We start from the raw sequence: 26,784 nt of genomic DNA on the forward strand, positions 1-26,784 counted from the left end.
TCGAAGCCGAGCGGATCGAAGCCGAGCGGATCGAAGCCGAGCGGATCGAAGCCGAGCGGATCGAAGCCGAGCGGATCGAAGCCGAGCGGATCGAAGCCGAGCGGATCGAAGCCGAGCGGATCGAAGCCGAGCGGATCGAAGGCGAGCGGGTCGAAGGCGAGCGGACCGAAGCCGAGCGGACCGAAGCCGAGCGGACCGAAGCCGAGCGGACCGAAGCCGAGCGGATCGAAGCCGAGCGGATCGAAGCCGAGCGGATCGAGGCTGAGCGGATCGAGGCTGAGCGGATCGAGGCTGAGCGGATCGGAGCCGAGCGGATCGAAGCCGAGCGGATCGAAGCCGAGCGGATCGAAGTCGAGCGGATCGAAGCCGAACGGATCGAAGCCGAGCGGATCGAAGCTGAGCGGATCGAAGCTGAGCGGATCGAAGCTGAGCGGATCGAAGCTGAGCGGATCGAAGCTGAGCGGATCGAAGCTGAGCGGGTCGAAGCTGAGCGGATCGAAGCTGAGCGGATCGAAGCTGAGCGGATCGAAGCTGAGCGGATCGAAGCTGAGCGGATCGAAGCTGAGCGGATCGAAGCTGAGCGGATCGAAGCTGAGCGGATCGAAGCCGAGCGGATCGAAGGGGAGGAAGCGGCAGAGTACGCCGCCCTCGAAATCGAATACGCACAGCAAGCCACCGAGGCGGCTGGTGGAAGCGCGGCCCCCGCAACAGCGGTCGAGATCATCAACCCAGAGGTCGAGTCGTCTCATTCCGCCGTGGCGGCGTCGGGTCAGGAAGCGCTGCCAAACGACGAGCTGGCAGACCAGGCGGTTGATGGTTTGCGGGTGGTGAAGCCCGATGAAACCGCGGCATTGCTTGATGCCATCAGCCGGATCGAGGATCCCGACCAGGATCTGGACCTGACCGATCTTGATCCCGAACTGGTCGATATCTTCGTCGAAGAAGGCATTGACCTGCTCGACCATGCCGACTCCTTGTTGGCGACATTGCGTGACCGCCCCGAGGAACGCGAGCCGCTGGTCGGCTTGCAACGCGACCTGCATACGCTCAAGGGCGGTGCACGAATGGCCGGGATCATGGCCGTTGGCGAACTTGGCCATGTCATGGAATCGCTGCTGGAAGCGGTGGTCGAACAGCGCCGTGAACTCGGCAGCGATGGCGTGCCGTTGCTGGAGCGCGGGTTCGACCGCCTGCACGCGATGGTCACCCGGGTCGGCGGAGGTCGCGCCATCGCGATGCCGGACCTGTTGATCGCCGAATTTGAAGCGCGTTCACGCGGCGAAAGCACGGATGCGGCAGTCGTCGTTGTGGAGCGGGGTAGCGACACGGCGGCGACGGCGCCCCAGGCAGAAGCGCCCGCCAGCACCACCAGTGCGACGCTTGCGCCGTTGTCGGCGCCCATTGATGACCAGCAGCAAGACGACGATGACGATATCGTCGTGCGCGCGCCGCAGGAGCAGGTGCGTATTCGCGCCGACCTGCTTGACCGCCTGGTCAACTACGCCGGTGAAGTGGCGATCTACCGGGCTCGGTTGGAACAGCAACTGGGCGCGTTCCGCGGTGCCATCTCGGAAATGGCGGCAACCAATACCCGTATGCGTGACCAGCTGCGCCGGCTGGAGATGGAGACCGAGGCGCAGATCGTTGCCCGCTATCAACGTGAGGCCGAAGAGGGTGACTCGGTTTTCGATCCACTCGAACTGGATCGTTTCTCCACCTTGCAGCAGCTCTCACGGGCGCTGTCGGAATCGGCCGCCGATCAGGGCAGCCTGCAGCTCACCCTGGACGACCTGACGCGTCAATACGAAACCTTGTTGCTGCAGCAGTCGCGGGTCAGTTCAGACCTTCAGGAAGGCCTCATGCGCACCCGCATGGTGCCCTTCGATGGCCTGCTGCCACGCCTGCGGCGCGTGATCCGCCAGGCCTCCGGTGAGCTCGGCAAGCAGGTGTTGCTGAAGCTGGACGGCTCCAGCGGCGAGCTGGATCGCAACGTGCTGGAACGCATGACCGCGCCACTGGAGCACATGCTGCGCAATGCCATCGCGCACGGGCTGGAAACGCCGGCGGAGCGCAAGCAAGCCGGCAAGCCTGAAGAAGGCACCGTCCATATCCTGATCCGCCGCGAAGGATCGGAAGTGGTGCTGGAGATCGCCGACGACGGTCGTGGGCTGGATCGGGCGAGCATCCGTCGCCGCGGCGAGGAACGCGGGCTGGTCCGCAGCGATGCAGTGCTGAGCAATTTCGACCTTGATGCGCTGATTCTTGAACCGGGCTTCTCGACTGCGGATTCTGTCAGCCGCCTGTCCGGACGCGGCGTCGGCATGGACGTGGTTGCCAACGAGGTCCGGCAGCTGGGCGGGACCCTTGACATCCAGTCGGAGTCCGGCAAGGGCACCACCTTCGTCCTGCGCCTGCCGCAGACGCTGGCGGTCACCCAGGCGGTGTTCGTCAAGATTGGCGAGGTCAACTTCGCGGTGCCGATCGCATCGATCCGCGGTGTATCCCGCATCGCGCGCGAGGAACTGGTCGACGCCGCTGGCCAGCCACGCGATACCACCTACCGTTACGGTGGCGAGGACTACGTGGTCCACGACCTCGGTCAGCTGTCGGGCCACGGCCCGGCGAAGGCGGAAGGCCAGTTGCAGATGCCGCTGTTGCTGGTTCGCTCCGGCGACCTGCGGGTTGCGGTGCTGGTCGACCAGGTCATCGGCAACCGGGAAATCGTGGTCAAGCCCGTTGGGCCGCAGGTGGCTTCGCTGCCTGGCATCTTCGGCGCGACCATCATGGGCGACGGCAGCGTCGTGGTAATCCTCGATATCGCTCCGTTGGTGCGCCGTCAGGCGGCGTTGCCTGCCGACTACTCCGGCAACGTGACGGAAGTAGTGGAAGCGCGCTCGGTGCCGCTGGTGATGGTGGTGGATGACTCGGTGACCATGCGCAAGGTCAGTGGCCGTGTCCTGGAACGGCACAACTTCGAGGTGGCCACGGCAAAAGACGGCGTCGACGCGCTGGAGCGGATGGCCGATGTCGTGCCGGACCTGATGTTGCTGGACATCGAGATGCCACGCATGGACGGTTATGAGCTGGCGACCCACATGAAGGCCGATCCACGGTTGAAAGACATCCCGATCGTGATGATCACCTCGCGCACCGGGGACAAGCATCGCCAGCGCGCGATGGATATCGGGGTCGATCGCTACCTCGGCAAGCCTTACCAGGAACCCGAACTGATGCGCAATGTCTATGAGCTGCTCGGGATCGAAGTGCGCCATGACGGGTGAATCGCTGCGGGCGGCACTGTTGGCCAGTCCCGGGTTGGCGTGTGATCGCCTGCGTGAAGTACTGGGCCTGGCCGGCCTGGAATGCGTGTTGGAAGGCGATCCGGTGGATCTTGACCCGGCAACTTTGAACGATGCTGCGCCGAAGGTGGTGCTGGTGGCGTTGGACCCGTCGACAGAGGATGCGCTGGACCGGTTCGATGCGGTGCTGTTTGATTCCGATGTCGAGGTGATCTACGAGGAAGCCGAGTTGGCTGGCAACCGCGATGGCTGGGAGGTCGCGCGTTGGCAACGCCACCTGATCGCCAAGCTGCAACGGCACGGTGACGTGTTGCCGGCGGGTACCGAGCCCGGCGAGATGGAAGTGCCCGCATCCGTCGACGTGGCGGTCGCGGCCGATGTCGCGTCGACAGTTCTCACGCAACAGCCGGCACTGCCGGCACAGCCGGCACAGCCGGAAGGGCTGAATCTGTCAGACCAGTTCGATCCGGTGCTTGCGGAAATTGCAGATATCCCGGTGGCGGTGCCTGCACCGGACCGGGCCGGCGTGAACGAGCGTCCGGCAGAGCTGAGTCTCGACGACGGATCCGTGACACTTGAAGTGGCCAATGAGTCGACCATCAAAGACCGGTTCCAGCGTGACCTGGGTGACCTGGAACGGCGGATCTCCGGCCTTGAGCTGGTCGATGACACGCCCGTCACCGGGGCCGAGCAGGCACGTGGCGCGGTGCTGGTGCTTGCGGGACTGGGAGGCCCCGATGCGGTCCGGCAGTTATTGGGTGGGATAGCGGAAGGCTTCCCGCGGCCGATACTGGTCCAGCAGCATCTGGCCGGTTCGCGTTACGACAAGCTGGTCGCGCAGATGCAGCGTGCGACCGCGTTGCCGGTGCGGCTTGCCGAACCCGGTCAGTTTGCCCATGCCGGGATCGTCTACATCCTGCCCGACTTGATCGGCGTGGATGTCAGCGATAGCGGGATCCGCTTCAACCAGGAAGGGGACCTGATCGCGTCCATGCCATCGTCGGACAGCGCCATATTGTTGTTGAGCGGCAGTGATGCCTCCCAGGTCGACGCGGTCTTGAACCACGGCTGGGCCGGCGCCCTGGTGGCGGGGCAGGCCGCGGATGGGTGTTATGACGCGGACGCGTCCAATGCGCTGGTCGCGCGTGGTGGTGACGTTGCGCCGCCGGCGGAACTTGCCGTGAGGCTGTCGCGGCGCTGGCCGTCCTGAGGAATCCGATATGTCGAAACACTCTCGCGTAAAAGCTACCCTCGCCATTGACCCGTCCCGGGATGAGGACATCGATCAGGACGTTCGTGGGGTGTTGATCCAGATCGCTGGTGCGCGCCTGCTGCTGCCCAACGCCACCATCGCCGAGGTGATGTCTTTTGCTCCACCCGAGCCGCTGGAAGAGGCGCCGGACTGGTTGATCGGCCTGACCCGCTGGCGTGGCTGGCAGGTGCCCCTGATTGGTTTCTCGACGCTTGCCGGTGTGGCGCACGAGCAAGGCGGGCTCAGCAGCAAAGTGCTGGTCCTGAAAGCGCTGGCCGGGGTCACGAAAACGCCCTATTTCGCGATCCTCAGCCAGGGGTTTCCCCGTTTGGTGACGGTGTCGCGAACCAATCTGGAAGTTTCTGCCGACGATGCGCTGCCGGCAATGGTGCAGGCGCGGGTAAAGCTCAACGAAGATGAAGCCTACGTGCCGGATCTGGCAGCGGTCGAATCGCTGATCGCCGAGACGCTGGCGCGCAACCAGGCCGCATGAGCTGGCGCACCGTCACTGCATCGGTGATCCCTTCAGGTGCCGGACAGATCGCCGAAGCGGGCCTGGAGTGCGGCGATCGTAGCCAGGCCGGCAGTTTCAGTACGCAGGATTCGCGGCCCCAGGCGTAGGCCCTGGAAGTCCGCCTGAGCGAACTGCTGCTGGTCATTGTCTGACCACCCGCCTTCCGGCCCGATCGCAAGTACCAGGGTCTGGTCGCTGTCGAGTTCAATCCTGGAAAAAGCAAGCGGACCGTCAGGATCAAGGACCAGCCTGCGCCGGTCATCGGCGCACAGTGCGCCCAAGGCATCGGCCAGCGCTACGGGTGGGGCCACCACCGGCACCACCGCGCGGCCGCTCTGCTCGCAGGCGGCGATGACTACCGCGGACCAATGCGCCAAGCGTTTTTCCGCACGTGCCTGATCGAGCTTGACCTCGCTGCGCTGGGAGATGATCGGGTGGATCCCTGCCACGCCAAGCTCGGTCGCTTTCTGCATGATCAGGTCCATCTTTTCGCCGCGCGCGATGCCTTGCAGCAGGATGATCCGCAGCGGTGACTCGCACGTCACCGTTCGGGCCTCGCCAATCAATACCCGCAACTGGCGCTTGCCCACTGCGACGACGCGTGCCGGGTAGTCGTGTCCGTCTCCGTTGAACAACGTGCACGCATCACCGACGCCAAGGCGCAACACCCGCGCCAGATGCACGGCGGGGCCTTCCGGCAGCGCCAGGTCGGTCCCCGGCAACAGGGGCTGGTCGACATATACGCGGGTCAGGCGCATCCGGCCTCCGCTATGGCCTGATCAATGACCTCACGGGTGGTGTTGGCCAGCAGTTGCAAAGCTTCCTCGTCCACGGTGTATGGCGGCATCCAATAGAGGATGTCGCCCAGCGGGCGCAGCAATACCCCGCGGTCGAGTGCGGCGCGGTAAGTGCGTAAGCCGATGCGTGCCGCGGGATCGAACGGGGTGGCCTTGTTGCCGTTCCTGGTCAATTCGAAAGCAACGATCATCCCGGCCTGGCGCAGGTCGGCGACGTGAGGGTGCTCGCCCAGTGGGGCCGCAAGCTCCGCCATGCGCGCAGCCGTGACCTGGTTGCGTGCGATCACGTCATCGGACGCGAAGATGTCCAGCGTGGCCAGCGCCGCGGCGCAGCCAAGTGGATTGCCGGTATAGCTGTGCGAATGCAGGAATGCGCGCTCACGCGAGTCATCCAGGAAGCCGTCGTACAACTCCTGGGTCGCCAGCACGGCCGCCAATGGCATGGTGCCACCGGTCAGGCCTTTCGACAGGCACATCAGGTCCGGTGCAATGCCGGCCTGCTCGCAGGCAAACATGGTTCCGGTACGGCCAAAGCCGACCGCGACTTCATCGGCAATCAGGAATATCCCGTGCACGTCGCACAGCTCGCGTGCTCGCGCCAGGTAGATCGGGTCGTGCATGCGCATGCCACCGGCGCATTGCACCCGTGGCTCCAGGATCAATGCACAGATCTCGCCGGCATGGTGATCGAGCAGCCGGGCGAGCGCGTCGGCGGCATCTTCAGCGTGGCTGGCCGCGCTTTGCCCGGGTCGTGCCAGGTAGGCATCGGGTGAGGGCGCGAACACCGCCTCGGTCAACAACGGCGCATAGACGCGCCGATACAGCGGCACGTCGCCGACGGCGAGGGCGCCGAGGGTCTCGCCGTGGTAACCGCCTTCCAGTGCGGCGAACTTGGTCCGCCGCAGTTCGCCGCGGTTGCGGAACCAGTGGAATGCCATTTTCAGCGCGACCTCGACGCCGGACGAGCCGTTGTCGGCATAGAACACCTTGGTCATCGGGGGCCGGCCGGGCTCGCGTGGCGCCAGGGCAAGCAGCCGTTCGGCCAGCTCCACTGCGGGGGCATGGGAGCATCCGGCCAGAATCACATGCGCCAGGGTGCTGGCCTGCGTGGCGATGGCGGCCGCCAGGCGTGGCTCGGCATGGCCGAACAGATTGGTCCACCAACTGCTACCGGCGTCCAGGTAACGACGGCCGTCGCGACCGATCAGCCACGGTCCCTCGCCGCGCTCTATGGCGAGTAAGGGCAAGGTGTCGGGGTGCTCGCGCATCTGCGTGCACGGGTGCCACAAGACCGCCAGATCGCGAGCGCGCCAAGTCCCGGCATCGTCTGCGGAGTTGCCCTTGCCGACTTCGCGCTCTGCTAGCATCGTTGTATCGTGAGTCTTACCCTTCATTCATCCATTATCGCGCTTCCGGCGAGTCCGGTTTCTGTCACGGGCGTCACGCCATGACCAGAAAGCTGCCGGTCATCCATGGCATCGAGGAAGACGACAGCGGGCCGTACCGGCTTGAACACCTCGACCTGGAATTCAGCAACGGAGAGCGGCGACGCTTCCAGCGCCTGCACGGTCGCGGCCACGGCGCGGTCGTGGTGGTGCCGATGCTCGATGCGGACACCGTATTGCTGGTGCGCGAGTACGCCGCCGGTGTGCATCGCTACGAGCTGGGTCTGGTCAAGGGGCGGATCGACGCAGGCGAGGTGCCGGTGCAGGCGGCCGACCGCGAGTTGAAGGAGGAGGCCGGGTACGGCGCGCGGTCGTTGACCGTGCTGCGCCAGTTGACCCTGGCTCCGACCTACATGAGCCATGCGACCCATCTGGTGCTCGCGCGCGACCTGTATCCCGAGCGCCTGGCAGGCGATGAGCCGGAACCGTTGGAACTGGTGCCGTGGAAGATCGACTCGTTGCACGAGCTGATCCTTCGCGACGATTTTTCCGAAGGCCGCAGCATCGCCGCATTGTTCATCGCCCGGGAATGGCTGAGGATGCACGGATGAGCATTGATCAGGATCTGCGCGAAGCAGTGATTGCCGTTGCGCAGGCCGCCGCGACCCGCATCCTGGACGTTTACCGGAGCTCGTTCGTGGTCGATCACAAAGCGGACCAATCGCCATTGACCGCCGCCGACCTCGCCGCCCATCACTGCATCGTGGCCGGGTTGACCCGATTGACCCCGGACATACCGGTGCTGTCGGAAGAATCAAAGCAGCTCCCGGCGACCGAGCGTCTGCGCTGGTCGCGCCTGTGGCTGGTGGACCCGTTGGATGGCACCCGCGAGTTCGTCAAGCGCAATGGTGAGTTCAGTGTGAACATCGCGCTGATCAAACATGGGGTGGCGACCTGGGGCGTGGTCCAGGCACCCACCTCCGGGGCGGTGTGGCATGGCGGCGGCGGGTTGGGCGCGTTCAAGCGCGGCGACGATGGCATCGACCAGCCCCTGCATGTACGCCGCCCCGCGACGGCACCACTGCGGGTTGCCGCCAGCCGGTCCCATCGCGACCAACGTACCGCGACGTTCATCGAACGCATGGGGCCGGTGGAGCCGGTTGGCCTGGGATCGTCACTGAAATTCTGCCGTTTGGCCGAGGGTGCGATCGACGTCTATCCGCGTTTTGGCCCCACGTGCGAATGGGACACTGCCGCCGGGCAGACGGTGTTGGAAGGCGCGGGTGGTGGTGTGGTCGACCTGAAGGGCCGGCCGTTTCGCTATAACCAACGCGATACGTTGCTCAACGGGGCGTTCATCGCACTTGGCGATACCGCGTTGCCATGGCGCCAGTGGGCCGGCAGCGACGGTTGAGCTTCGGCGGGTGATCTTCACGAAACGTCTACGCGCCGGTCGGCAGTCTTCACAAAACTGAAGACAGGAGCGACTCATGCAGGGTACGCAGGATGGAGGGTTGGTCCTCATCGTGGAGGACAACCGCAATATTTCCGAGATGGTGGGCGAATACCTGGAAGGTCGCGGCTTCGAGGTGGATTTTGCCGCCGACGGGCTGGACGGCTACCGGCTTGCGGCTGAGAACAGCTACGACGTGATCGTGCTCGACCTGATGTTGCCGCGCCTGGACGGGATCGAGGTCTGCAAGCGCTTGCGCGAAGAAGCGCGCAAGTCGACGCCGGTCTTGATGTTGACCGCACGCGACACCCTGGACGAGAAACTCAAGGGGTTGTCCTCCGGCGCCGATGACTACCTGACCAAACCGTTCGCGATCCAGGAGCTGGAGGCGCGTTTGCGCGCGTTGATCCGCCGTGATCGTCGCCAGGTGGGCGGCGAGGTGTTGAAGGTGGCCGATCTGGTGCTGGATCCGGCCAGCTTGAGAGTGACCCGCGGTGGCAGCGAGCTGCAGTTATCGCCCATCGGGCTGCGCCTGCTGACGATCCTGATGCGTGAATCGCCCCGCGTGGTAAGCCGCCAGGAGATCGAGCGCGAGATATGGGGCAACGGGCTGCCTGACTCCGATACCTTAAGGAGCCACCTGTACAACCTGCGCAAGACAATCGACAAGCCGTTCGACAAGCAATTGCTGCATACGGTGCAATCGGCAGGTTATCGGGTGGCGGATATCTCGCAACAGCCGGAATGACATGGCAAAAGTTGCCGTGACCGAAGGCCTGCCACGCCGAATCAAGCTGGCCTTCATCCTGCAGGCCGTCGTGGCCAGCATCGTCATCACCGCAGGCGTGGTGCTGACCGGTATTGCCGTGCGCGACACCATCCTGGATAAGCGGATGCAGCACGAGGCCGACATGTTCTGGGTAGGCCGGGCGGCGAGCCCGGCATTTCCATTACCGCGGACCTCCACCATGGCGGGGTATGTCGATCCGGCCGCTCCGGGCGACCGCACCGCGCCCCGGTATCTGCGCGAGTTGGCGCCGGGTCGGTACCGGATCGCGGTGCCCGGCGCTCCGGAGCAGTTCGAAGAGGTGCTGGTTGATCGCCGCCCGCAAGGCAGCTTCTACCTGGTATTCCAGACGGACCACATTGATCGCGCCATCGGCCTTACCGGGCTGGTGTCGTTGATCCTGTCGTTGCTGGTGACCTACCTGGTGTCGTGGCTGACCTACCGCACGTCCAAGCGACTGGTGGCTCCGGTCGGTTGGCTGGCCAACGTGGTAACGCGCTGGGACCCGCGCGACCCCGACGCCAGCCTGATCAAGCCCCACAACCTGCCGGTCGAAGCGGGCAGCGAAGTACGCGAACTGTCACGCGCGCTGGTCGGTTTGGCCGACCGGGTAGCGGATTTCGTCGAGCGCGAGCGTGACTTTACCCGCGACGCCAGCCACGAGCTGCGCACACCGTTGACGGTGATCCGGGTGGCGACCGACATGATGCTCGGTGATCCGGATACCCACCCAACGACATTGCGTTCGCTGGCCCGCGTGCAGAGGGCCGGACGTGACATGGAGGCCGTGATCGATGCATTCCTGATCCTGGCGCGCGAAGCCGACGTGGCGCCACAAAGCATCCAGTTCGATGTGCGCGACATCGTCCAGGAACAAGTGGAGCGCATCCGTCCCATGCTTCGCGACAAGCCGGTCGCGATCGAGCTGGTCGACAACGGCGGGCCGCAATTATTCGGTCCGCCGCACGTGTTGGCGGTGATGGTGGGCAACCTGCTCAGCAACGCCGTCCAGTTCACCGATCACGGCAACATCGAGGTGCGGCTGGAGGCGGCCAGCGTGGAGGTGCGCGATAGCGGCATCGGCATGGACGCGCAAACCATGGCCAAGGCGTTCGAGCCGTTCTATCGGCACGATGCTTCGGGCGATGGCGGGCGAGGCATGGGGCTGTCGATCGCGCGCCGGCTCGGCGAACGCATGGGTTGGCCGGTGAGCCTGGGCAGCCTGCCGGGACAGGGCACTACTGCGACCATCCGGTTTCTCGGCTAGCCCGGTGGGACAGGCGGTCGGGTCGCGCTATCCTCGGCGCCTGATACCACGGAGCCGACCATGCGCCCACTTTTCTTCGCACCCGTCCTGCTGCTCGCGTTGACCGCCATGAACGTCCACGCACAACAGCCCGCGGCGGAGACCGGGATCACATCCAGGACCGCGCTGGTGATCCACGGCGGCGCCGGTTACGTGCCACGGCAGTCACTCAGCGCTGATGACGAGAAGGCGGCGCGGGCCGACCTTGGCCGGGCGCTGGATGCGGGTCACGGGGTTCTCGCGGCCGGGGGCACCGCGCTGGATGCGGTCCAAACGGCGATCCAGGTGCTGGAAGACTCCCCACGCTTCAACGCCGGTAAGGGCGCGGTATTCAACGCGCAAGGTGGCCATGAGCTGGATGCGTCGATCATGGAGGGCCACACCCGACGCGCCGGGGCGGTTGCCGGCGTGACCACCGTGCGCCATCCGATCAACCTGGCGCGAGCGGTGATGGAGCACAGCAAGCACGTGATGCTGGCCGGTGAGGGCGCCGAAGCTTTTGCTGACACGCAGCCCGGGATCGAGCGGGTGTCCAATGACTGGTTCGACACCGAACACCGTCGACGCGCACTTGAAAAGGCGCAGGCTGCGGTCGGCGACGACACGCCGGGGCAGTACTTCGGCACGGTCGGTGCGGTCGCTCTGGATCAGCACGGCCACATCGCCGCGGCGACCAGTACCGGTGGCATGACCAACAAGAAGTGGGGGCGGATCGGTGACGCCCCGATCATTGGTGCCGGCACCTGGGCCGACGACAATTGCGGCGTGTCCGGTACCGGTTGGGGTGAGTTCTATATCCGCAATGCGGTCGCCCACGATATCTGCGCGCGCGTTGCCTACCGCGGCGACTCGCTGGCCGAAGCGTCTGAAGAGGTCGTCAACCGGATCGTCCCCGCCGCTGGCGGTGACGGCGGCGCGATCGCACTTGATAGCGAAGGCAATATTGCGATGCCGTTCAACACCGGGACCATGTACCGCGCCTGGATCAAGCCTGACGGAAGTCGTGGCATTGCGATTTTCGAGGACTAGGGCCTGGTGACCGCCACTACCGCACGTCGGGAGCCGTGTGTCGGCAGGTCGTGTACGGGGGGGCGGCGGGTTCCAGGCCGGCGTTACCGCGATTGTTGTGGCAAAATTGGCGGTCTGGCGTGGCCTTGGTTGCGTCTACCCGGAAATTTTCGGGTGAACTTCCGCGAATGGCTCCCTGGATGACCAAGCCCCTACTGATGCCGACCCCATGCTGATCCGCGAGACCTCGATTCACGGGCAACGTCACTGAGATGGCTGATCAGATCGGCCATCTGCCACGCGGTCCCGGCCGCGTGCTGAAAGCAGCCAGGTGGTCGTTGCAGGGGATTGCTGCGGCGTGGCTGCATGAGTCCTCGTTCCGTCTGGAAGTCTGTCTGTTCGTGGTGCTCGCTCCGCTGGGCTGGTGGCTGGGCCAGACGCCCGTCGAGCAGGTGTTGCTGATCGGGTCAATGCTGCTGGTGTTGAGTGTCGAACTGCTCAATTCGGCGATCGAGGCAGTGATCGAACGCTATGGAGCGCAATTCCACGAGCTGTCGGGTCGGGCCAAGGACATGGGTTCGGCTGCGGTATTCGTGCTGATGCTGAACGTGGCACTGACCTGGGCGCTGATCGTCGGGCCGAGATGGTTCTGATTCTTTATTCAACTGACATGGGACACACGCGTGCCTGAGATGCTGATGGATCCTGAAGTCTGGATCACCCTGATTACGCTGAGCTCGATCGAGATCGTGCTGGGCATCGATAACCTGGTGTTTATTTCGATCGCGGTCAGCCGGTTGCCGGTGGAAACCCGAGAGCGAGCGCGCAAGATCGGCATCGCGGTCGCCTGTCTCAGTCGTATCTGCCTGTTGCTGGTCCTGGCATGGTTGGCCGGACTGACCAGCGATCTGTTTGAGCTGTTTGGCCGGGGTATTTCAGTACGCGACCTGGTGTTGATCCTGGGCGGCGTGTTCTTGTTGATCAAGGGCATTATGGAGATCCGTGAGTCGATCCGTGGCGAGCCCGAGTCGGAGGACGTCCACACCAAGCCGGCGGTCTCGTTCGGGATGGTGCTGGCGCAGATTGCCGTGATCGATATCGTGTTTTCGCTGGACTCGGTGATTGCGGCGGTCGGCATGGCCAACCAGACCTGGATCATGGTCTGCGCGATCCTGTTGGCCGTGGTGGTGATGTTGGCGGCCGCCACGCCGCTGGGACGCTTCATCGATCGCAACCCTACGGTCAAGATGCTGGCATTGGCGTTCATCGTGCTGATCGGCGTCTACCTGATCCTGGAAGGCTTCGGGTTGCATATCTCCAAAGGCTACATCTATGGAGCCATGGGGTTCTCGGCACTGGTCGAGGTGTTGAACCTGGCGGCCAAGCGTCGCGCCGCCAGGCAGCAACTGCACCACTAGGCGAGCCCTCTTCACCCGGCGTCTATTGCATGGTGCGGTCGGCGGTGGTGCAATGCCGACCATCGTCGGGAAAGGAGTCGTGCCATGCGAATCTTGCTTGTGCTGGCGGCTGCAATGCTGCTCAGTGGTTGCGGTTACAACACCATCCAGCAGAAGGATGAAGCCGTTTCCGCCGCCTGGTCACAGGTCCTGAACGTGTACAAGCGTCGGGCCGACCTGGTGCCCAACCTGGTGGCTACGGTGCAGGGCTATGCGTCCCACGAGCAACGGGTGCTGACCGAAGTCACCGAAGCGCGCTCGCGGGTTGGCAGCATCAATGTCGATGCCGGCGATGCGGCGTCACTGGAGCAGTTCCAGCAGGCGCAGGGACAGTTGCAAAGTGCGATTGGTCGGTTGTTGATGGTCAGCGAGAACTATCCGCAGTTGAAGGCCGACCAGAACTTCCTGCAGTTGCAGGCGCAGCTGGAGGGCACCGAGAACCGGATCACGGTCGAGCGCCAGCGTTACATCGAGTCGGTGCAGGACTACAACACCTTCATCCGCCAGTTCCCGACCAACCTGACGGCGATGGTGTTCGGGTACGACACCAAACCGAATTTCTCGGTGGACAACGAGGCGCAGATTCGACAGCCACCGACGGTTGATTTCAGCCAGCCGGGCGCCACTCCTGCGACCGCGCCGACACCATCGGAGCCTGTACAGCCGGAGCCGGCACAACCGGAGCCTGCGCCGGCGAATGGCTGACGATAGCGCCATCGCCGTGGTCGCGGCAGCCCCCACGCCGCATTCGTCGCGCGGCATGGGGCGTCTGTTGCGGCCCTGGCTGGTGGTCGCCCTGCTACTGGTATCGGGCGTGCTGTCGGCGCAGGATCTTGCACCGATTCCGCCGCTGGATTCGCCCGTGGTGGATACCACCGATACCCTCGATGCGGCCACCCGCCAACAGCTGGTGGCCCAGGCACTGGCGTTGCAGCAACGCAAGGGCAGCCAGTTGCAGGTGTTGGTGGTGCCCACCACGTTGCCGGAGGACATCGCGCAATATGCGGTGCGTGCCTACGACCAGTGGCAGCTCGGTCGCGAGAAAGTCGATGACGGCGTGCTGCTGGTGGTTGCCCGGGATGACCGCCGGGTCCGGATCGAGGTCGGCTACGGCCTTGAGGGCGCGATTCCCGATGCGACCTCGATGCGGGTGATCCAGGAATACCTGGTGCCGCAGTTCCGCCAGGGCGATTACGCCGGTGGCATCGTCGCCGCCACGGGTGCACTGACCAGCCTGATCGATGGCGAGCCGTTGCCGGCACCCATGGCCGACACCCGGACTGGTCGTGACGGTGGCGGTTGGCTGTTTGCTGTGTTCGCGGCCTTTATTGCCGCCCAGGTTGCACGAGGGGCGTTCAGCAGTGCATCCCGTCCAGTGCGCGGTGGGCTGGTGGCCGCCGCTGCCGGTGGCGTTGCCTGGTTGTTGTCGTCGTTGCTGCTGGTTGGCGGCATCGGGGCGGTCATCGGCCTGCTGTTCGGACTGGGTGGCGGCGGCGGTGGGCGATTTGCGCGACACCACGGCATTGGAGGATTCGGTGGGATTGGTGGTGGCGGGTGGGGCAGTGGTGGCTTTGGCGGCGGAGGCGGTTTCGGCGGCGGCGGGTGGGGTGGCGGCGGTGGCATGAGCGGAGGCGGCGGCGCCTCGGGCAGTTGGTGACGATATGTTGATGCGAATGCTCAGGCACCTGTTTGCACCTTCCACGCGGCGGTTGTTTCCGGCCGAGCGCTTGCAACGCATCACCGCTGCGGTTGCCGACAGCGAGCAGCACCACAGTGCAGAAATATGTTTTGCGGTCGAGTCGGCGCTGTCGATCCGCGCGGTCTTGGCGGGACAGTCGGCGCGCGACCGGGCGCAGGAAGTGTTCGCGCAACTCGGAGTATGGGACACACGTGGCAACAATGGCGTGCTGCTGTACCTGTTGCTGGCCGATCACCGCATCGAACTGGTCGCCGATCGCGGCTTTGACGACCGTGTCGGATCGAAGCAGTGGCGAGGTGTCTGCGAGTTGATCGAAGAGCACCTCAAGGCCGGTGAACCCGAAACTGCCATCGTGCGCGGTATCGAGGCGATATCGGTGCTGGTGGCCGGACATTTTGCGCGCGATCCGGATGATGAGGATCGCGACGAGCTGCCGAACCGGCCCCACCTGCTGGGCTGAGCGGGCACAATAGATTGAACCTCATCGACCGGGACCGCACGCTTCATGATCATCCTGCACCAGATCAATCCAATCGCTTTCAGCCTCGGGCCGTTGCAGGTTCACTGGTACGGCGTCATGTACCTGCTGGGGTTTGGCATCGCCTGGTGGCTGGGCTTGCGCCGCATCCGCGCGGGACGATTGCCGGGCGTGAACGAGCAGGCGTTTGGCGACCTGCTGTTTTACGGCATGCTCGGGGTGGTGCTGGGCGGGCGCATCGGCTACGTCCTGTTTTACGGGTTCAGCGACTTGCTGGATGATCCGTTGATGCTGCTGCGCATCTGGGAAGGCGGGATGAGCTTCCATGGCGGCTTGCTCGGGGTGGCCGCGGCCGGGTACTGGTGGTCGCGCAAGCAGGGCCTGCATTTCTTCGATGTGGCCGACTTTGTCGTGCCCCTGGTGCCGGCGGGACTGGGGCTGGGCCGGGTGGGCAACTACATTGGCGGCGAGTTGTGGGGCAAGGTCACCGATGGCGGCTGGGGCGTGCTGTTCCCGCGCGCGCCGGAGTTTGCCGGCTGGAGCAGCGAGCAGCTGCAGGCGCAGTTTGCCAGTGGGGCCCTGGACCGGTTCGCCCGCCATCCCTCGCAGTTGTACCAGGCCGTGCTTGAGGGCTTGGTAACGTTCTGCATCGTGTGGTGGTTTTCGCGCAAGCCGCGGCCACGTTATGCCGTGTCCGGACTGTTCCTGGTGCTGTACGGCAGCTTCCGGTTCCTGGTCGAGTTCGTGCGGGTGCCCGACGTGCAACTGGGCTACCTGGCGTTCGGCTGGCTGACCATGGGCCAGCTGTTGAGCCTGCCGCTGATTGCGCTGGGCCTGTTCTGGCTGTGGCGTTCCCGTCGCTCGCCGACCGTGCAGCCACAGCCGCTCCCGGAGGCCTGACATGCGCCAGTACCTGGAGCTGCTGGGTCACGTGCTGGAGCACGGCACCGAAAAATCCGATCGTACCGGCACCGGCACCCGCAGCGTATTTGGTTGGCAGATGCGTTTTGACCTGGCCCGGGGATTTCCGCTGGTCACCACCAAAAAGTTGCATCTGCGCTCGATCGTGCACGAGCTGCTGTGGTTTCTGCAGGGACAGACCAATATCGCCTACCTGCGCGACAACAAGGTCAGGATCTGGGACGAGTGGGCGGATGCGGACGGCGAGCTTGGCCCGATCTATGGCAAGCAGTGGCGTCGCTGGGCGGGCGCGGACGGCCAGGAGATCGACCAGATCGATTGGGTGGTGAACGAGATCAGGCGCAACCCCGATTCGCGCCGCTTGATCGTCTCGTCATGGAATGTCGCGGACCTGCCGGACATGGCGTTGATGCCGTGCCACACAATGTTCCAGTTCTATGTCGTGGACGGCAAGCTCAGCTGCCAGCTGTATCAGCGCAGCGGCGACATTTTCCTGGGCGTGCCGTTCAATATTGCCAGCTACGCCTTGCTGACCCATATGGTGGCGCAGGTGTGCGGGCTGGAGGTCGGCGATTTCGTGCATACCCTGGGCGATGCCCATCTATATTCCAACCACTACCAGCAGGCGCGCGAGCAGTTGTCGCGCGAGCCGCTCGCGCTGCCACGGTTGCAGTTGAATCGGCAGGTGCAGGATATCTCCGGTTTCACCTACGCCGATATCGAAATCCAGGGCTATGACCCGTTGCCGGCGATCAAGGCACCGGTGGCGGTGTGATGGTCGAACTGGTGCTGATTGCGGCGCTGGACCGGCACCGCGCGATCGGTCGTGGCAATGACATGCCGTGGCGCCTGTCCGACGACCTCAGGCGTTTCAAGGCGCTGACACTGGGCAAGCCGGTACTGATGGGGCGCAAGACCGCCCAGTCGTTGGGACGTGCATTGCCGGGCCGGAGAAACCTGGTGTTGACCCGCTCGGGTCTGGCGCCGTTTGACGGCATGCAGCCGGTGGCATCGCTCGAGGCGGCGATCGACCTGGTTGCCCGGGACGGTGGCAGCGAGCTGTGGGTGATCGGCGGGGGTGAGATCTATGCCCTGTGCATGGCAGCGGCAGCGCGAATGCACCTGACCCATGTGGATACGGTGGTCGCGGATGCCGATGCTTTTTTCCCGGCGTTTGACCCACTGCAATGGCAGGTCACTGGCCGCGAGCGCCAACCGGCCGACCCCAGACATGCATACGGTTTCGAATTTGTCGACTACCGCCGGTGCGGCCAATAGGCGTGGTGATTCGCGCTTAGCGCCGCGGACGCTGCCGCGGCTTTGGCGGATTGGCGGGTACATCCCGGCCGGGGACCTGGACGACGCGCAGTTGGTCGGTATCCAACTGGATCGCGGTCAGCTTGCCGCCCCATACCGCGCCGGTATCGATCGCGTGCACGCCGTGGCCGATGAACAGCTCCAGTGCCGACCAGTGACCGCAGACGATCTTCAGGTCACGCTCGACGCGGCCGGGTACCGCGTACCACGGATAGAGTCCCGGTGGCTGGGTGCCGGGGACCCCCTTGTCGTCGAATGAAATCCGGCCGCGTGGCGAGCAATAACGCATTCGCGTAAGCAGGTTGATGATCGCGCGCTGGCGGTCGATTCCGGCCAGCCGGGGGTTCCAGACCGGCCCGTCGCCGTACATGTGCTTCAGCAACCGCGGGTACTGGTCGCCCCGCAGCAGTGCTTCGATTTCACGGCCGTGCTTCTCGGCCAGTTGGGTGGTCCATTTGGGAGCCAGGCCTGCATGCACCATCATCCAGCCCAGTTCGCGGTCGACGTGAACCATTTCCTGCCTGCGCAGCCAATCCAGCAAGGTATCGCGGTCGTGGGCGAAGACGACACGCTGGAGGTCGGGATTGACTCGGCGCTGGTCTTCCTCGCGACGCTCACCGACCGCCAGCAATGACAGGTCATGGTTGCCCAATACCACCTGCACGTTGTCGCGCAGCGAGTGCACCAGGCGCAGGGTTTCCAGCGATTGGCCGCCGCGATTGACCAGGTCGCCACAGAACCACAGCCGGTCGCGGGCTGGATCGAAGGCGATTTTTTCCAGCAGCCGCTGGGTGATGTCGTAACAGCCCTGCAGATCACCGATTGCCCAAACACTCATGCCAGGCCCGCCATCAGTGCAGGGTGCGCGGCACAGTCAACGTAAAGACAGGCACGGGGACGTCGAAGTGGGTGCCATCATCGGCGACCATCGCGTAACTGCCCTCCATCGTCCCCAGGTCGGTCTCCAGTACGGCCCCGGAGGTGTACTCGAAGCCTTCGCCGGGCCGCAGCCACGGCTGCTCCCCGACCACGCCTTCGCCCTCGACCTGTTGCACCTTGCTGTTGGCATCGGTAATCAGCCAGCGGCGCGAAATCAGCTGCGCCGGCACGGCGCCGCGGTTGTGGATCTGGATGGTGTAGGCGAAGACAAAGCGATCCTGCTCGGGCTCGGACTGGTCGTCGAGATACCGGGTGGCGACCTTGATGTCGAATGCATAATCGGTGCGGTGTTCCATATCTGACAGTGTAAGTCGTGACCGGCTGGAGCGGGGGGCGGTTGTCGTCAGCGGGCGAGCGAGTTGGCAAGGCGGATGAACTCAGCGACGTCGATCTGCTCGGCGCGTGCCTGCGGACTGATCCCTACGGATTCCAGTGCGGCGGCGTCGCATAGCCGCGACAACGCGTTGCGCAGGGTCTTGCGGCGTTGTCCGAAGGCATCGCGAACGACGTGGGCAAACAGCTTCCGATCTTGGATGTCGATGCTGCCGGCGGCATGCGGCACCAGGCGCACGACGGCGGATTCGATTTTTGGTGCGGGTCGGAATGCGCCCGGCGGCACCAGGAATAGCGGTGTCACCGTGCAGTAGGCCTGGAGCATCACGCTCAGCCGGCCGTAGATCTTGCTGCCAGGGCCGGCGGCCATGCGGTCTACCACTTCCTTTTGCAGCATGAACACCATGTCCCGGATCGACGGGGCGTGGTCGAGGGCATGGAACAGGATCGGCGATGACAGGTTGTACGGCAGGTTGCCCACCAATCGCAGTTGACGGGTCGATACATCGGCAATGTCGGCGGCAAGCTCGCGAAAGTCGACCTGGAGCACATCGCGGTTGATGACCGTCAACTCGCCATGCGCGCGCGCGGCGGCGGTCAGCGGGACAATCAGGTCGCGGTCGAACTCGATCACGGTCAGTTCGCCATGACGTTGCAGCAGCGGGAACGTGATGGCGCCCTGGCCGGGACCAATCTCGACCAGCTGGTCACCCGGTTTGGGGTTAACCGCCTGCACGATCTTGTCGATGATCGTGCGGTCATGCAGGAAGTTCTGACCCAGGTGTTTCTTTGCCTTGGCCGAGAAGCCACCGGAAGACGCGTGGTGGTGTTCGCCAAATGGGGTGTGCGGGGTCGTCATGCTGTCAACCGGTGCTTGCGGGCCTTGGCAAGCTGGGCGCAATGACGCGCCGCGGCGAGCAGGCTGGATGGATCGGCAATACCCTTGCCGGCCAGATCGAGCGCGGTACCGTGATCGACGGCGACACGGGGGTAGGGCAGGCCAAGGGTCAGGTTCACCGCCTGCTCGAAGCCGCTGAACTTGAGTACCGGCAAGCCCTGGTCGTGGTACATCGCCAGCACCACATCGAACCGGCGCAGTTTGTCCGGCAGGAATGCGGTATCGGCAGGTAGCGGGCCGATCAGGTTCATGCCTTCGGCGCGTAGGGTTGCCAGTACCGGTTCGATGACGTCGATCTCCTCATGCCCCATGTGACCGGCTTCGCCCGCATGCGGGTTGAGCCCCAATACCGCGATGACCGGGGCGACAATGCCGAAATCCGCCGTCATCGCCGCCTGCACGATCCGCAAGGTGCGGGTCAGTGATTCAATGGTGATCGATTCACTGACGGCACGCAGCGGCAGGTGGGTGGTGGCGAGCGCGACCCGCATGACCGGGTTGGCCAGCATCATCACCACCTCGCAGCCGGCCTGTTGCGCCAACAGTTCGGTGGTGCCGTTGTAAGCGATGCCGCCCTGGTTGATCACCGCCTTGTGCACCGGTCCGGTCACCACGCCATCGAAACCACCTTGCAGGCAGCCGTCGGCGGCACGCCGCAGTGCATTGATCACGGCTCCGGCATTGCGTGGGTCGGGTTGACCGAACGCGACGGGTACGGCGTTGGGAATGTCGACCAGGGCCAGCTCTCCTGCTGACCCGCTGGCCTGGTCTGGGGTAACCAGCCGTAGCGGCAGCCCGAGTGCGGCGGCGGCGGCCTGCAACGTGGGACCATCGCCGAATGCGGTCAGTCGATAATCCCGCGACTGCTGCACCAGGCGCACGCACAGTTCAGGCCCGACGCCGGCCGGCTCGCCTGGGACCAGCGCAAGCCGGACCGGGGTCATCTCAGTTGCCGTCGGCGGGACTCACGGCAGGCGCGCTCTCCTGCTCGGCGGCTTGCTCCGCAGCTTGCTCGGCCGCGGCGGCGCCGGAGCGGAAGTCGACGAACGCCTCGCCACGCATTTCGCGCAGGAACCGGTTCCATTCGTCCTCAAGCTTGCGCCGGCCGATGGTCTCGCGGACCTGGGCGCGCTCGGACTGCTCGCCAACATCGGCTTGCCGGACACCGGTGCGCTTGACGATGTGCCAGCCGGCCGCGGTGCGGAAGGGTGCAGACACGTCGCCGTCGGTCAAGGCGGCCACCTCGCTGCCGAAATCGGGGCCGAACTGGTCCTGGGTAAACCACCCCAGGTCGCCCCCGCGGTTCTTGGAGCTTGGATCTTCAGAGTGCTCCCGCGCCAGCTCGGCAAAATCGGCGCCGCCGACAATGCGGGCGTGCAGGGTATCGACTTCGGCCTTGGCCTGGGCGTCGGTGGTGGTGCTGGGGTCGACGCGGATCAGGATGTGACTGGCTTTGTACTGCGTGGCCATCGCCGGATCGGAGGCGGATGCCGCGCGGACGTCGACCAGCTGCAACAGCTGGAACCCGCTGGGACCGCGGATCGAATCGGTGATCTGGCCAGGGGAAAGACCACTCACCATATCCTTGAACGCGGCCGGAATTTCATTCGCCGCGCGCCAGCCCAGGTCACCGCCTTCCAGTGCGTTGGGGCTGTCGGAGTAGCGGACCGCTGCCGCGGCGAAATTCATTTCACCGCGCTCAATGACACTCTTGATGCCGTCGATCTTGCTTTGTCCGGTACTGATTTGTTCCGGGGTGGCACCTTCTGGCAATGCCACCAGGATATGGGCCAGGTGGTATTGATCGCCCGTGGCCTGCTGCGCCGCCATGGCGGCATCGACCTCGGCGTCACTGACCGACACCTGGCTCTGCGCAAGGCGCTGGCGCAAGCGCTGGACCAGCAACTCGTCGCTGATGGAGTCGCGGAACTGGGCCAGCGACGTACCATCGCCAGCCAGTTGCGCGGCCAGTTGGTCGACGCTGGCCTGGTTTTGCGCAGCGATCGCCCCGATGGCCTGGTCGACCTCCTGGTCGGTCACGCGCACGCCGGTGCTCTTGGCCCGTGCGACCTGCAGTTTGAGCAGGACCAGCCGCTCGGCGACCTGGCGTTCAAGCACGTCGTCCGGAGGCAGCTGGTCGGACCGGCCAGCGTACTGGTTACGGATATTGGCCAGCGCCCGGTCCAACTCGCTTTGCAGGATGACATCTTCATCCACCACGACGGCGATGCTGTCGATCGGCTCAAGTTGTTGCGCATGGACGACGGGCACCATAAGAAGCGCACCGGCGAGAAGACAGGCGAATAATTTCATCATGGGATCGGATCGAGGGAGTTGTCGTAATCGTCACCATCCAGAGAAGATGGTGGCACCAGATAAAGATCGTCACGATCATAGCCGAGGATAGCACGGCTCAATATATCCTCGGTCTTTTGGCCGGCCGAGCCTAGGCCCTTGAGCTCGAACTCCAGACGCAGGGAATCATCCAGGTCGCCGTTGCGCTCGCGGACGTAGCGCCGCGCGATCAGGCGCACGGCCATGCAGCAACTTTCCCACTGCACGCCGGCGATGGATTCGAGCAACTTGTCGTCTTCCAGCGAGTAGTAGTAGCGACCGACCAGGCTCCAGTTCTGGTTGACTGGATACAGGAACGAGAAATCCACCTGCTCGGTGAGGTCGCGCCGGTATCGGTAGCCCAGGTTGACCACACCGACATCGCCGATCAGGTAGCGCGTGCGGATGCTGGCAAGGTCCTCGCGACGGTACTTCGGGTCCCATTGATAGGCGGCGTTGATGCTCCAGCGGTCGGTGGCGTAGACCCCGACGTCGGCGACCCAGGCCGACTTGCCGCGCTCGACGAGGTCTTCACCAGGTACCACCACGAGACTGTCGTCGAAATACTGGATCTGCCCCAGGCTGACCGACACACGCTCGCGTCCGTCGTCCTGGCTGATCAGGCGGCTGGTGACGGCGGTCGTCAGCTGGTTGGCGTCGATCTGCCGGTCCGGGCCGGTATAGCGGTTGTCACGGAACAGCTGCCCCCAGCTGAACGTCATCGGATTGGTGTCGAAACGCGGCAGGCCGCCCTGGTCCCGGTAGGGGACATTCAGGTAATAGACCCGCGGCTCCAGGGTGTGCAGGTAGGACTCGTTGCCGAAGCTGACCTCCCGGTCGAAGAACAACCCGGCGTCGACCGACGCGATCGGCAAGCTCCGCGTCGGCGCATCGTCACCGCCATTGGCCGCCGCGAGGTTGTCGTCGAGCTGGTAGGCGGTATAACGCCAGGCCAGTTTGGGGGTGACGAACCAGGCGGCGCCTTGCAACGGCATGCTGACAAAGGGTTTGAAGTCGAGCCGACTGCCCTCGTTGCGGACCTCGTGGCGAAAGTGGACTGCTTCGGCATTGACGCCGACTTCAAACCAGCGGGCAAACGGCTGCGCCCAATTCAGATAGGCCCGAGGCATGCGGTCGTAGCGCAGGTTGCGTTCGGTCAGTGTGTAATCGGCGAGCTGGTTGTGGTCGGCCATCAGGCCCGCATCCCAGTGCTGGCCGCGGCCTAACACGCCGACCTGGCTGCGGATCTGCCAGGTCGACAGGCCGTAGAGGCTGTTGCTGGAGTCTTCCAGGTAATGGGTGTCACTGACCCAGCCCAGATTCGCCTGGGCGCGCCATCCACCGCCCAGCGCATGCACCGCGTCGAACTTGAATTGGCCGCGGTCGTCTTCCGGCAGCGTTGCCCCGGCGATCGGTCGCCCTTGTTCGTCGTTGAGGTAACGCCCGGGTTCATCGCCAGGGAGTTTGTCCTTGGGCAGCCATTCTCCGGAAAACTCGCCGCGTCCTCCCTCATACAGCCAGCGGAACTCGCCGCCCAGCTGGATGCCTCGATTGGTCATCAGCCGCGGCATCAAGGTAGCGTCGTAATTGGGCGCCAGGTTGAGGTAGATCGGCTGGCGCCAGTCGAAGCCATTGCGACCGGACACCTTGATCGACGGATACAGCAGGCCGGTGCGACGGCGGTCGTCGATCGGGAACATCAGCCATGGCACGTACAGCACCGGCACGCTGCCAATGCGCACGGTGGCGTTGTGGGCTACGCCCAGGCCCTCGGCGGTGTCAAAATCAATCTGGCGGGCGCGCAGCTCCCACCCGCGCTGCGATGGGGCGCAAGTCGAGTAGGTCGAGCTCATCAAGGCACCCTGGTCTCCCTGCATCCTGATCTGTTCCGCGCCGCCATTGCCGCGCTGCTCGATCAACTGGTAACGCAGGTCCTCGATGGTGTGGGTGTCGGCATTCTGGTCGCCGTGGGCCCGTTCGGCCACGATGCGCATCCCGGAATCCTGGTAACGCACGCTGCCCTCGGCCACGTAGGTGCCGTCCTCGCTGTTGTAGGACAGCTTGTCGGTGCCCAGGAACTGGTCGCCGCGATTGAGCTCCACGTTGCCCTTGAAGACCGAAAGGTTGCTTTCACTGGCACTGAGCGCGTCACCGGCGATATCGGTCGGCTGGTCGACGCGCTCACCGTCGACGGGAGCCGAAGGCGGTGCCTCGATGAACGCCGGCACGGCGTCCTCGATCGGGCACAGCTGCCAGTTCTCGGCGTCATCCGCCGCATGGGCGGGTAACGCCAGTGCGATGCACAACGACAATGGCAGCAAACGGAGAGTGTTGCGCACGTAGCGATCCGGGAATCCTGAAACGGCAGTTAGCTTGCCGCATCGACGGGGTCGCGGCAACGAGGGTGTGGGCGGGGATGCTGCAACATTCATGTTTGACCGCTTCTCGGAAAGTCGCATTAGGGATACGTCAACGGCCGTTATGGTTCAGTGCTCCAGCAGGGCGCCGACGTGGGCCAGGCTGCATTGTCGTAATGCTTCCAGGTCGTAACCGCCCTCCAGGGTGGATACCAGACGGCCGTCGGCGTGGCGGTCGGCAATCTCGCGCAACTGCCCGGTCAACCAACCAAAGTCGTCGGCATGCAGGCGAAGGCTGGCCAGCGGGTCGCGCCAATGAGCGTCGAAGCCGGCCGATATGAACACCATCTGGGGCCTGAAACCAGCGACGGCGGGCAACAGGTGCTCCCGCCATGCGGCGTGGAACACATCGCCATCGGCCGCTTCCGGCAACGGCCAGTTGAGTATGTTGCCGATGCCGCGTTCACTGGTCAGTCCCGTATGCGGATACAGCGAGGACTGGTGGGAGGAGACGTACATCACGCGCGCATCGGCCTGGAAGATCGCTTGGGTACCGTTGCCGTGATGGACGTCAAAATCGATCACCGCCACCCGCCGCAAACCGTACTGTTCGCATGCGTGAGCTGCGGCAACGGCAACGTTGTTGAACAGGCAGAAGCCCATCGCAACCCGGTCGGTGGCGTGGTGTCCGGGAGGGCGGACAGCACAAAATGCACGGCGGGCCTGGCCGGCCATCAACGCATCAACCGCCGCGATACCTGCCCCGGCGGCATGCAGGGCCGCTTGTGCCGAGCCGGCGCCGAGCAGCGTGTCCTGGTCGAGAGCGACGGGTGCAGCATCCGGCAGGACCACGGTATCGAGCACTTGGCGCAGCAGGCCGGGATGGTGGACGCGGAGCAGTTGGCTACCGGTGGCAGCGGGTGCCTGGTGCCACGGCAGGTCCGGCCAGACCTCGCTGATCGCCTCGATAACGGCTTGCAGACGGGCAGGGCTTTCGGGGTTGCCGGCGCCCGGCAGATGCCCGAGACAGGCCTGATGGGTATACAGGTGCAGGTCGGCGGCATTCACGGCTGCCGCCACCGGCTCAGGTCTTGCGACGCTCGTGTTGCCATGTGACTTCACCGTGGCCACTGGCGCGGGCGAGGACGCGACACAGGACGAACAACAGGTCCGACAGCCGGTTCAGGTAGCGCACCGCTTCGGGCCGGACGCTCTCGTCGCGTGACAGGGTGATGGTGGCACGCTCGGCGCGACGCACCACGGTGCGGGCGATGTGGCACCGCGCCGAGGCCTCGCCACCACCGGGAAGAATGAACTCCTTCAAGGCGGGCAGGTCCTGGTTGAACTGGTCCAGGTGTTGCTCCAGACGGTCCACGTCGGCATCGGTGATCGCCGCGTGGCCCGGAATGCACAGCTCGCCACCCAGATCGAACAACTGGTGCTGGACCGCGATCAGCAAGGTCCGGATGTCGTCCGGGACCTCGCTGGCCAGGACCAGTCCGATCGCCGAGTTGGCTTCATCGACGGTGCCGTAGGCGTTGACCCGCGCCGAGTCCTTTGCCACCCGGCTGCCGTCACCCAGTCCGGTGGAGCCATCGTCACCGGTCCTGGTGTAGATCTTGGAGAGACGATTGCCCACGGTCGCCAATCAGACCGTCTGTGCGTGCAGCGAGGGAAGGCGCGAGCGCAGCAGCGCGAAACCGCCGAACAGGATTGCCGAGTAGAACAGCGTACCCAGCACCGACCACTGGAAGAACGGGATGCCGGCGGCATAGGCCGCCGTCAGTCCGGCAACCGTCTTGGGATACATCGGATCGGCCAGGAACGCGCCGAAATTGGTGATGACGAAGAACAGCACCGAGCCCGCCAGCGAGTAACCCAGCACGGTGCCGCCGCGAACCTTGCCGCGCAGCCCAAAGCCCATTACGGCGGTCACTACGATGCAGGCGTAAACCAGCCAGATGCCGATGCCGTTGAACCAACTCGCATACAAGCCGCCGTTGAGCGATGCCAGCACCAGATCCGACAGGAACAGGCCAATCAACGGCACCAGCAACGCCCAGCTGCGGCTGGCGAAATAGGCGCCGCCAAACAGTGCGATTGCAGTCACCGGCGAGAAGTTCGGTGGATGTGGCAACACCCGGGTGAGCGCGGCGAGCAGGATCAGCCCGACCAGCACCAATGGGCCGACGGCGAACAGGGAAACAGGGGATTGGGAAGGTTTCATCGTGATCTGGGTGCGGGACGACG

Annotated in this window: 28 protein-coding genes and 3 pseudogenes; 18 read left to right on the forward strand and 13 right to left on the reverse strand. The window is 64.7% G+C overall.

The features are described from left to right. Positions 1-204, reverse strand: a pseudogene (locus ACW7G1_RS03765) (pentapeptide repeat-containing protein); the annotation flags it as partial. Positions 205-261: 57 nt separating this feature from the next. Here ACW7G1_RS03765 and ACW7G1_RS03770 point away from each other — a divergent pair. Beyond that, a pseudogene (locus ACW7G1_RS03770) lies at positions 262-444 on the forward strand (pentapeptide repeat-containing protein); the annotation flags it as partial. Here ACW7G1_RS03770 and ACW7G1_RS03775 read toward each other — a convergent pair. After that, positions 355-567, reverse strand: a pseudogene (locus ACW7G1_RS03775) (pentapeptide repeat-containing protein); the annotation flags it as partial. The pseudogenes ACW7G1_RS03770 and ACW7G1_RS03775 sit on opposite strands and share 90 nt — an antisense overlap. Between ACW7G1_RS03775 and ACW7G1_RS03780 the strand changes: the two are divergent. The 4 genes from ACW7G1_RS03780 to ACW7G1_RS03795 all read left to right on the forward strand — a co-directional run bounded on the left by ACW7G1_RS03780 (position 472) and on the right by ACW7G1_RS03795 (position 5,044). After that, entirely contained in the window at positions 472-831 is a 360-nt protein-coding gene (locus tag ACW7G1_RS03780) for a pentapeptide repeat-containing protein (protein WP_456978837.1), read from the forward strand. The pseudogene ACW7G1_RS03775 and the gene ACW7G1_RS03780 sit on opposite strands and share 96 nt — an antisense overlap. 20 nt (positions 832-851) lie before the next feature. Further along, positions 852-3,281, forward strand: coding sequence for a response regulator (locus ACW7G1_RS03785; protein ID WP_456978412.1), 2,430 nt, complete (start codon positions 852-854; stop codon positions 3,279-3,281). Further along, complete coding sequence (locus ACW7G1_RS03790; protein ID WP_456978413.1) at positions 3,271-4,509, forward strand: chemotaxis protein CheB; 1,239 nt, start codon at positions 3,271-3,273, stop codon at positions 4,507-4,509. The genes ACW7G1_RS03785 and ACW7G1_RS03790 overlap by 11 nt, the downstream gene beginning before the upstream one ends. A 91-nt stretch (positions 4,510-4,600) precedes the next feature. After that, positions 4,601-5,044, forward strand: a complete 444-nt coding sequence (locus tag ACW7G1_RS03795) for a chemotaxis protein CheW (protein ID WP_456978414.1) — start codon at positions 4,601-4,603, stop codon at positions 5,042-5,044. Positions 5,045-5,076: 32 nt separating this feature from the next. Here ACW7G1_RS03795 and ACW7G1_RS03800 read toward each other — a convergent pair whose 3' ends face one another. Beyond that, entirely contained in the window at positions 5,077-5,823 is a 747-nt protein-coding gene (locus ACW7G1_RS03800) for a 16S rRNA (uracil(1498)-N(3))-methyltransferase (RefSeq protein WP_456978415.1), read from the reverse strand. After that, positions 5,814-7,229 (reverse strand): adenosylmethionine--8-amino-7-oxononanoate transaminase, encoded by a 1,416-nt coding sequence (gene bioA / locus ACW7G1_RS03805; RefSeq protein ID WP_456978417.1) that lies wholly within the window; start codon positions 7,227-7,229, stop codon positions 5,814-5,816. Before bioA ends, ACW7G1_RS03800 begins: the two co-directional genes overlap by 10 nt. Positions 7,230-7,309: 80 nt before the next feature. Between bioA and nudE the strand changes: the two genes are divergently transcribed. The 13 genes from nudE (at position 7,310) to ACW7G1_RS03870 (ending at position 17,634) form a co-directional block, all read left to right on the forward strand. Beyond that, a complete protein-coding gene (gene nudE / locus ACW7G1_RS03810) occupies positions 7,310-7,858 on the forward strand; it encodes an ADP compounds hydrolase NudE (protein WP_456978418.1) in 549 nt (182 codons plus the stop codon). Next, entirely contained in the window at positions 7,855-8,661 is an 807-nt protein-coding gene (gene cysQ, locus ACW7G1_RS03815; protein ID WP_456978419.1) for a 3'(2'),5'-bisphosphate nucleotidase CysQ, read from the forward strand. Before nudE ends, cysQ begins: the two co-directional genes overlap by 4 nt. A 76-nt stretch (positions 8,662-8,737) precedes the next feature. Next, positions 8,738-9,448, forward strand: coding sequence for a response regulator transcription factor (locus ACW7G1_RS03820; RefSeq protein ID WP_456962293.1), 711 nt, complete (start codon positions 8,738-8,740; stop codon positions 9,446-9,448). A gap of 1 nt (position 9,449) precedes the next feature. Next, positions 9,450-10,754 (forward strand): sensor histidine kinase, encoded by a 1,305-nt coding sequence (locus ACW7G1_RS03825; RefSeq protein ID WP_456978420.1) that lies wholly within the window; start codon positions 9,450-9,452, stop codon positions 10,752-10,754. A gap of 108 nt (positions 10,755-10,862) precedes the next feature. After that, positions 10,863-11,822: an isoaspartyl peptidase/L-asparaginase family protein gene (locus tag ACW7G1_RS03830; RefSeq protein WP_456978838.1), complete on the forward strand. Its 960-nt coding sequence runs from the start codon at positions 10,863-10,865 to the stop codon at positions 11,820-11,822. A 251-nt stretch (positions 11,823-12,073) separates the two neighbouring features. Next, the gene (locus ACW7G1_RS03835; protein WP_456978421.1) at positions 12,074-12,454 is read left to right on the forward strand and encodes a diacylglycerol kinase; all 381 of its coding nucleotides are present in this window, start codon (positions 12,074-12,076) and stop codon (positions 12,452-12,454) included. Between the two features lie 45 nt (positions 12,455-12,499). After that, positions 12,500-13,219: a TerC family protein gene (locus tag ACW7G1_RS03840; protein WP_456978422.1), complete on the forward strand. Its 720-nt coding sequence runs from the start codon at positions 12,500-12,502 to the stop codon at positions 13,217-13,219. An 84-nt stretch (positions 13,220-13,303) separates the two neighbouring features. Next, complete coding sequence (locus ACW7G1_RS03845; RefSeq protein ID WP_456978423.1) at positions 13,304-13,963, forward strand: LemA family protein; 660 nt, start codon at positions 13,304-13,306, stop codon at positions 13,961-13,963. Positions 13,964-14,018: 55 nt separating this feature from the next. Next, positions 14,019-14,915, forward strand: a complete 897-nt coding sequence (locus tag ACW7G1_RS03850; protein ID WP_456978839.1) for a TPM domain-containing protein — start codon at positions 14,019-14,021, stop codon at positions 14,913-14,915. 10 nt (positions 14,916-14,925) lie between these two features. Continuing rightward, positions 14,926-15,417, forward strand: coding sequence for a TPM domain-containing protein (locus ACW7G1_RS03855; RefSeq protein ID WP_456978424.1), 492 nt, complete (start codon positions 14,926-14,928; stop codon positions 15,415-15,417). 45 nt (positions 15,418-15,462) lie between these two features. Then, positions 15,463-16,335 (forward strand): prolipoprotein diacylglyceryl transferase, encoded by an 873-nt coding sequence (lgt, locus tag ACW7G1_RS03860; protein ID WP_456978425.1) that lies wholly within the window; start codon positions 15,463-15,465, stop codon positions 16,333-16,335. A 1-nt stretch (position 16,336) separates the two neighbouring features. Next, positions 16,337-17,131 (forward strand): thymidylate synthase, encoded by a 795-nt coding sequence (locus ACW7G1_RS03865; RefSeq protein WP_456978426.1) that lies wholly within the window; start codon positions 16,337-16,339, stop codon positions 17,129-17,131. Next, positions 17,131-17,634 (forward strand): dihydrofolate reductase, encoded by a 504-nt coding sequence (locus ACW7G1_RS03870; protein WP_456978840.1) that lies wholly within the window; start codon positions 17,131-17,133, stop codon positions 17,632-17,634. The genes ACW7G1_RS03865 and ACW7G1_RS03870 overlap by 1 nt, the downstream gene beginning before the upstream one ends. Before the next feature lie 16 nt (positions 17,635-17,650). On the opposite strand, the gene ACW7G1_RS03875 is transcribed toward ACW7G1_RS03870, so the two are convergent. From ACW7G1_RS03875 to ACW7G1_RS03915, 9 genes are all read right to left on the reverse strand, one after another. Next, complete coding sequence (locus ACW7G1_RS03875; protein ID WP_456978427.1) at positions 17,651-18,511, reverse strand: symmetrical bis(5'-nucleosyl)-tetraphosphatase; 861 nt, start codon at positions 18,509-18,511, stop codon at positions 17,651-17,653. 13 nt (positions 18,512-18,524) lie between these two features. Next, positions 18,525-18,908, reverse strand: a complete 384-nt coding sequence (gene apaG / locus ACW7G1_RS03880) for a Co2+/Mg2+ efflux protein ApaG (protein WP_456978429.1) — start codon at positions 18,906-18,908, stop codon at positions 18,525-18,527. A 47-nt stretch (positions 18,909-18,955) separates the two neighbouring features. Further along, positions 18,956-19,804 (reverse strand): 16S rRNA (adenine(1518)-N(6)/adenine(1519)-N(6))-dimethyltransferase RsmA, encoded by an 849-nt coding sequence (rsmA, locus tag ACW7G1_RS03885; RefSeq protein WP_456978430.1) that lies wholly within the window; start codon positions 19,802-19,804, stop codon positions 18,956-18,958. Further along, positions 19,801-20,787, reverse strand: coding sequence for a 4-hydroxythreonine-4-phosphate dehydrogenase PdxA (gene pdxA / locus ACW7G1_RS03890; RefSeq protein WP_456978431.1), 987 nt, complete (start codon positions 20,785-20,787; stop codon positions 19,801-19,803). The genes rsmA and pdxA overlap by 4 nt, the downstream gene beginning before the upstream one ends. A gap of 1 nt (position 20,788) precedes the next feature. Then, complete coding sequence (locus ACW7G1_RS03895) at positions 20,789-22,159, reverse strand: peptidylprolyl isomerase (protein WP_456978432.1); 1,371 nt, start codon at positions 22,157-22,159, stop codon at positions 20,789-20,791. Continuing rightward, positions 22,156-24,516, reverse strand: coding sequence for an LPS assembly protein LptD (gene lptD / locus ACW7G1_RS03900; protein ID WP_456978433.1), 2,361 nt, complete (start codon positions 24,514-24,516; stop codon positions 22,156-22,158). Before lptD ends, ACW7G1_RS03895 begins: the two co-directional genes overlap by 4 nt. 147 nt (positions 24,517-24,663) lie before the next feature. Next, positions 24,664-25,587 (reverse strand): histone deacetylase family protein, encoded by a 924-nt coding sequence (locus ACW7G1_RS03905; RefSeq protein ID WP_456978841.1) that lies wholly within the window; start codon positions 25,585-25,587, stop codon positions 24,664-24,666. 31 nt (positions 25,588-25,618) lie between these two features. Beyond that, positions 25,619-26,173: a cob(I)yrinic acid a,c-diamide adenosyltransferase gene (locus ACW7G1_RS03910; protein ID WP_456978434.1), complete on the reverse strand. Its 555-nt coding sequence runs from the start codon at positions 26,171-26,173 to the stop codon at positions 25,619-25,621. 9 nt (positions 26,174-26,182) lie between these two features. Continuing rightward, complete coding sequence (locus tag ACW7G1_RS03915; RefSeq protein WP_456978435.1) at positions 26,183-26,761, reverse strand: DUF6580 family putative transport protein; 579 nt, start codon at positions 26,759-26,761, stop codon at positions 26,183-26,185. Positions 26,762-26,784: the final 23 nt, after the last annotated feature.

Source organism: Lysobacter sp. A378 (assembly GCF_054052125.1).

What these genes read in the sequence shown, in the direction of transcription:
- ACW7G1_RS03790 (WP_456978413.1), top strand. Translation starts at nt 3,271, where the DNA reads ATGACGGGTGAATCGCTGCGGGCGGCACTGTTGGCCAGTCCCGGGTTG.
- ACW7G1_RS03800 (WP_456978415.1), bottom strand. Translation starts at nt 5,823, where the DNA reads ATGCGCCTGACCCGCGTATATGTCGACCAGCCCCTGTTGCCGGGGACC.
- bioA (WP_456978417.1), bottom strand. Translation starts at nt 7,229, where the DNA reads ATGCTAGCAGAGCGCGAAGTCGGCAAGGGCAACTCCGCAGACGATGCC.
- nudE (WP_456978418.1), top strand. Translation starts at nt 7,310, where the DNA reads ATGACCAGAAAGCTGCCGGTCATCCATGGCATCGAGGAAGACGACAGC.
- cysQ (WP_456978419.1), top strand. Translation starts at nt 7,855, where the DNA reads ATGAGCATTGATCAGGATCTGCGCGAAGCAGTGATTGCCGTTGCGCAG.
- ACW7G1_RS03820 (WP_456962293.1), top strand. Translation starts at nt 8,738, where the DNA reads ATGCAGGGTACGCAGGATGGAGGGTTGGTCCTCATCGTGGAGGACAAC.
- ACW7G1_RS03825 (WP_456978420.1), top strand. Translation starts at nt 9,450, where the DNA reads ATGGCAAAAGTTGCCGTGACCGAAGGCCTGCCACGCCGAATCAAGCTG.
- ACW7G1_RS03830 (WP_456978838.1), top strand. Translation starts at nt 10,863, where the DNA reads ATGAACGTCCACGCACAACAGCCCGCGGCGGAGACCGGGATCACATCC.
- ACW7G1_RS03835 (WP_456978421.1), top strand. Translation starts at nt 12,074, where the DNA reads ATGGCTGATCAGATCGGCCATCTGCCACGCGGTCCCGGCCGCGTGCTG.
- ACW7G1_RS03840 (WP_456978422.1), top strand. Translation starts at nt 12,500, where the DNA reads ATGGATCCTGAAGTCTGGATCACCCTGATTACGCTGAGCTCGATCGAG.
- ACW7G1_RS03845 (WP_456978423.1), top strand. Translation starts at nt 13,304, where the DNA reads ATGCGAATCTTGCTTGTGCTGGCGGCTGCAATGCTGCTCAGTGGTTGC.
- ACW7G1_RS03850 (WP_456978839.1), top strand. Translation starts at nt 14,019, where the DNA reads ATGGGGCGTCTGTTGCGGCCCTGGCTGGTGGTCGCCCTGCTACTGGTA.
- ACW7G1_RS03855 (WP_456978424.1), top strand. Translation starts at nt 14,926, where the DNA reads ATGCGAATGCTCAGGCACCTGTTTGCACCTTCCACGCGGCGGTTGTTT.
- lgt (WP_456978425.1), top strand. Translation starts at nt 15,463, where the DNA reads ATGATCATCCTGCACCAGATCAATCCAATCGCTTTCAGCCTCGGGCCG.
- ACW7G1_RS03865 (WP_456978426.1), top strand. Translation starts at nt 16,337, where the DNA reads ATGCGCCAGTACCTGGAGCTGCTGGGTCACGTGCTGGAGCACGGCACC.
- ACW7G1_RS03870 (WP_456978840.1), top strand. Translation starts at nt 17,131, where the DNA reads ATGGTCGAACTGGTGCTGATTGCGGCGCTGGACCGGCACCGCGCGATC.
- ACW7G1_RS03875 (WP_456978427.1), bottom strand. Translation starts at nt 18,511, where the DNA reads ATGAGTGTTTGGGCAATCGGTGATCTGCAGGGCTGTTACGACATCACC.
- apaG (WP_456978429.1), bottom strand. Translation starts at nt 18,908, where the DNA reads ATGGAACACCGCACCGATTATGCATTCGACATCAAGGTCGCCACCCGG.
- rsmA (WP_456978430.1), bottom strand. Translation starts at nt 19,804, where the DNA reads ATGACGACCCCGCACACCCCATTTGGCGAACACCACCACGCGTCTTCC.
- pdxA (WP_456978431.1), bottom strand. Translation starts at nt 20,787, where the DNA reads ATGACCCCGGTCCGGCTTGCGCTGGTCCCAGGCGAGCCGGCCGGCGTC.
- ACW7G1_RS03895 (WP_456978432.1), bottom strand. Translation starts at nt 22,159, where the DNA reads ATGATGAAATTATTCGCCTGTCTTCTCGCCGGTGCGCTTCTTATGGTG.
- ACW7G1_RS03915 (WP_456978435.1), bottom strand. Translation starts at nt 26,761, where the DNA reads ATGAAACCTTCCCAATCCCCTGTTTCCCTGTTCGCCGTCGGCCCATTG.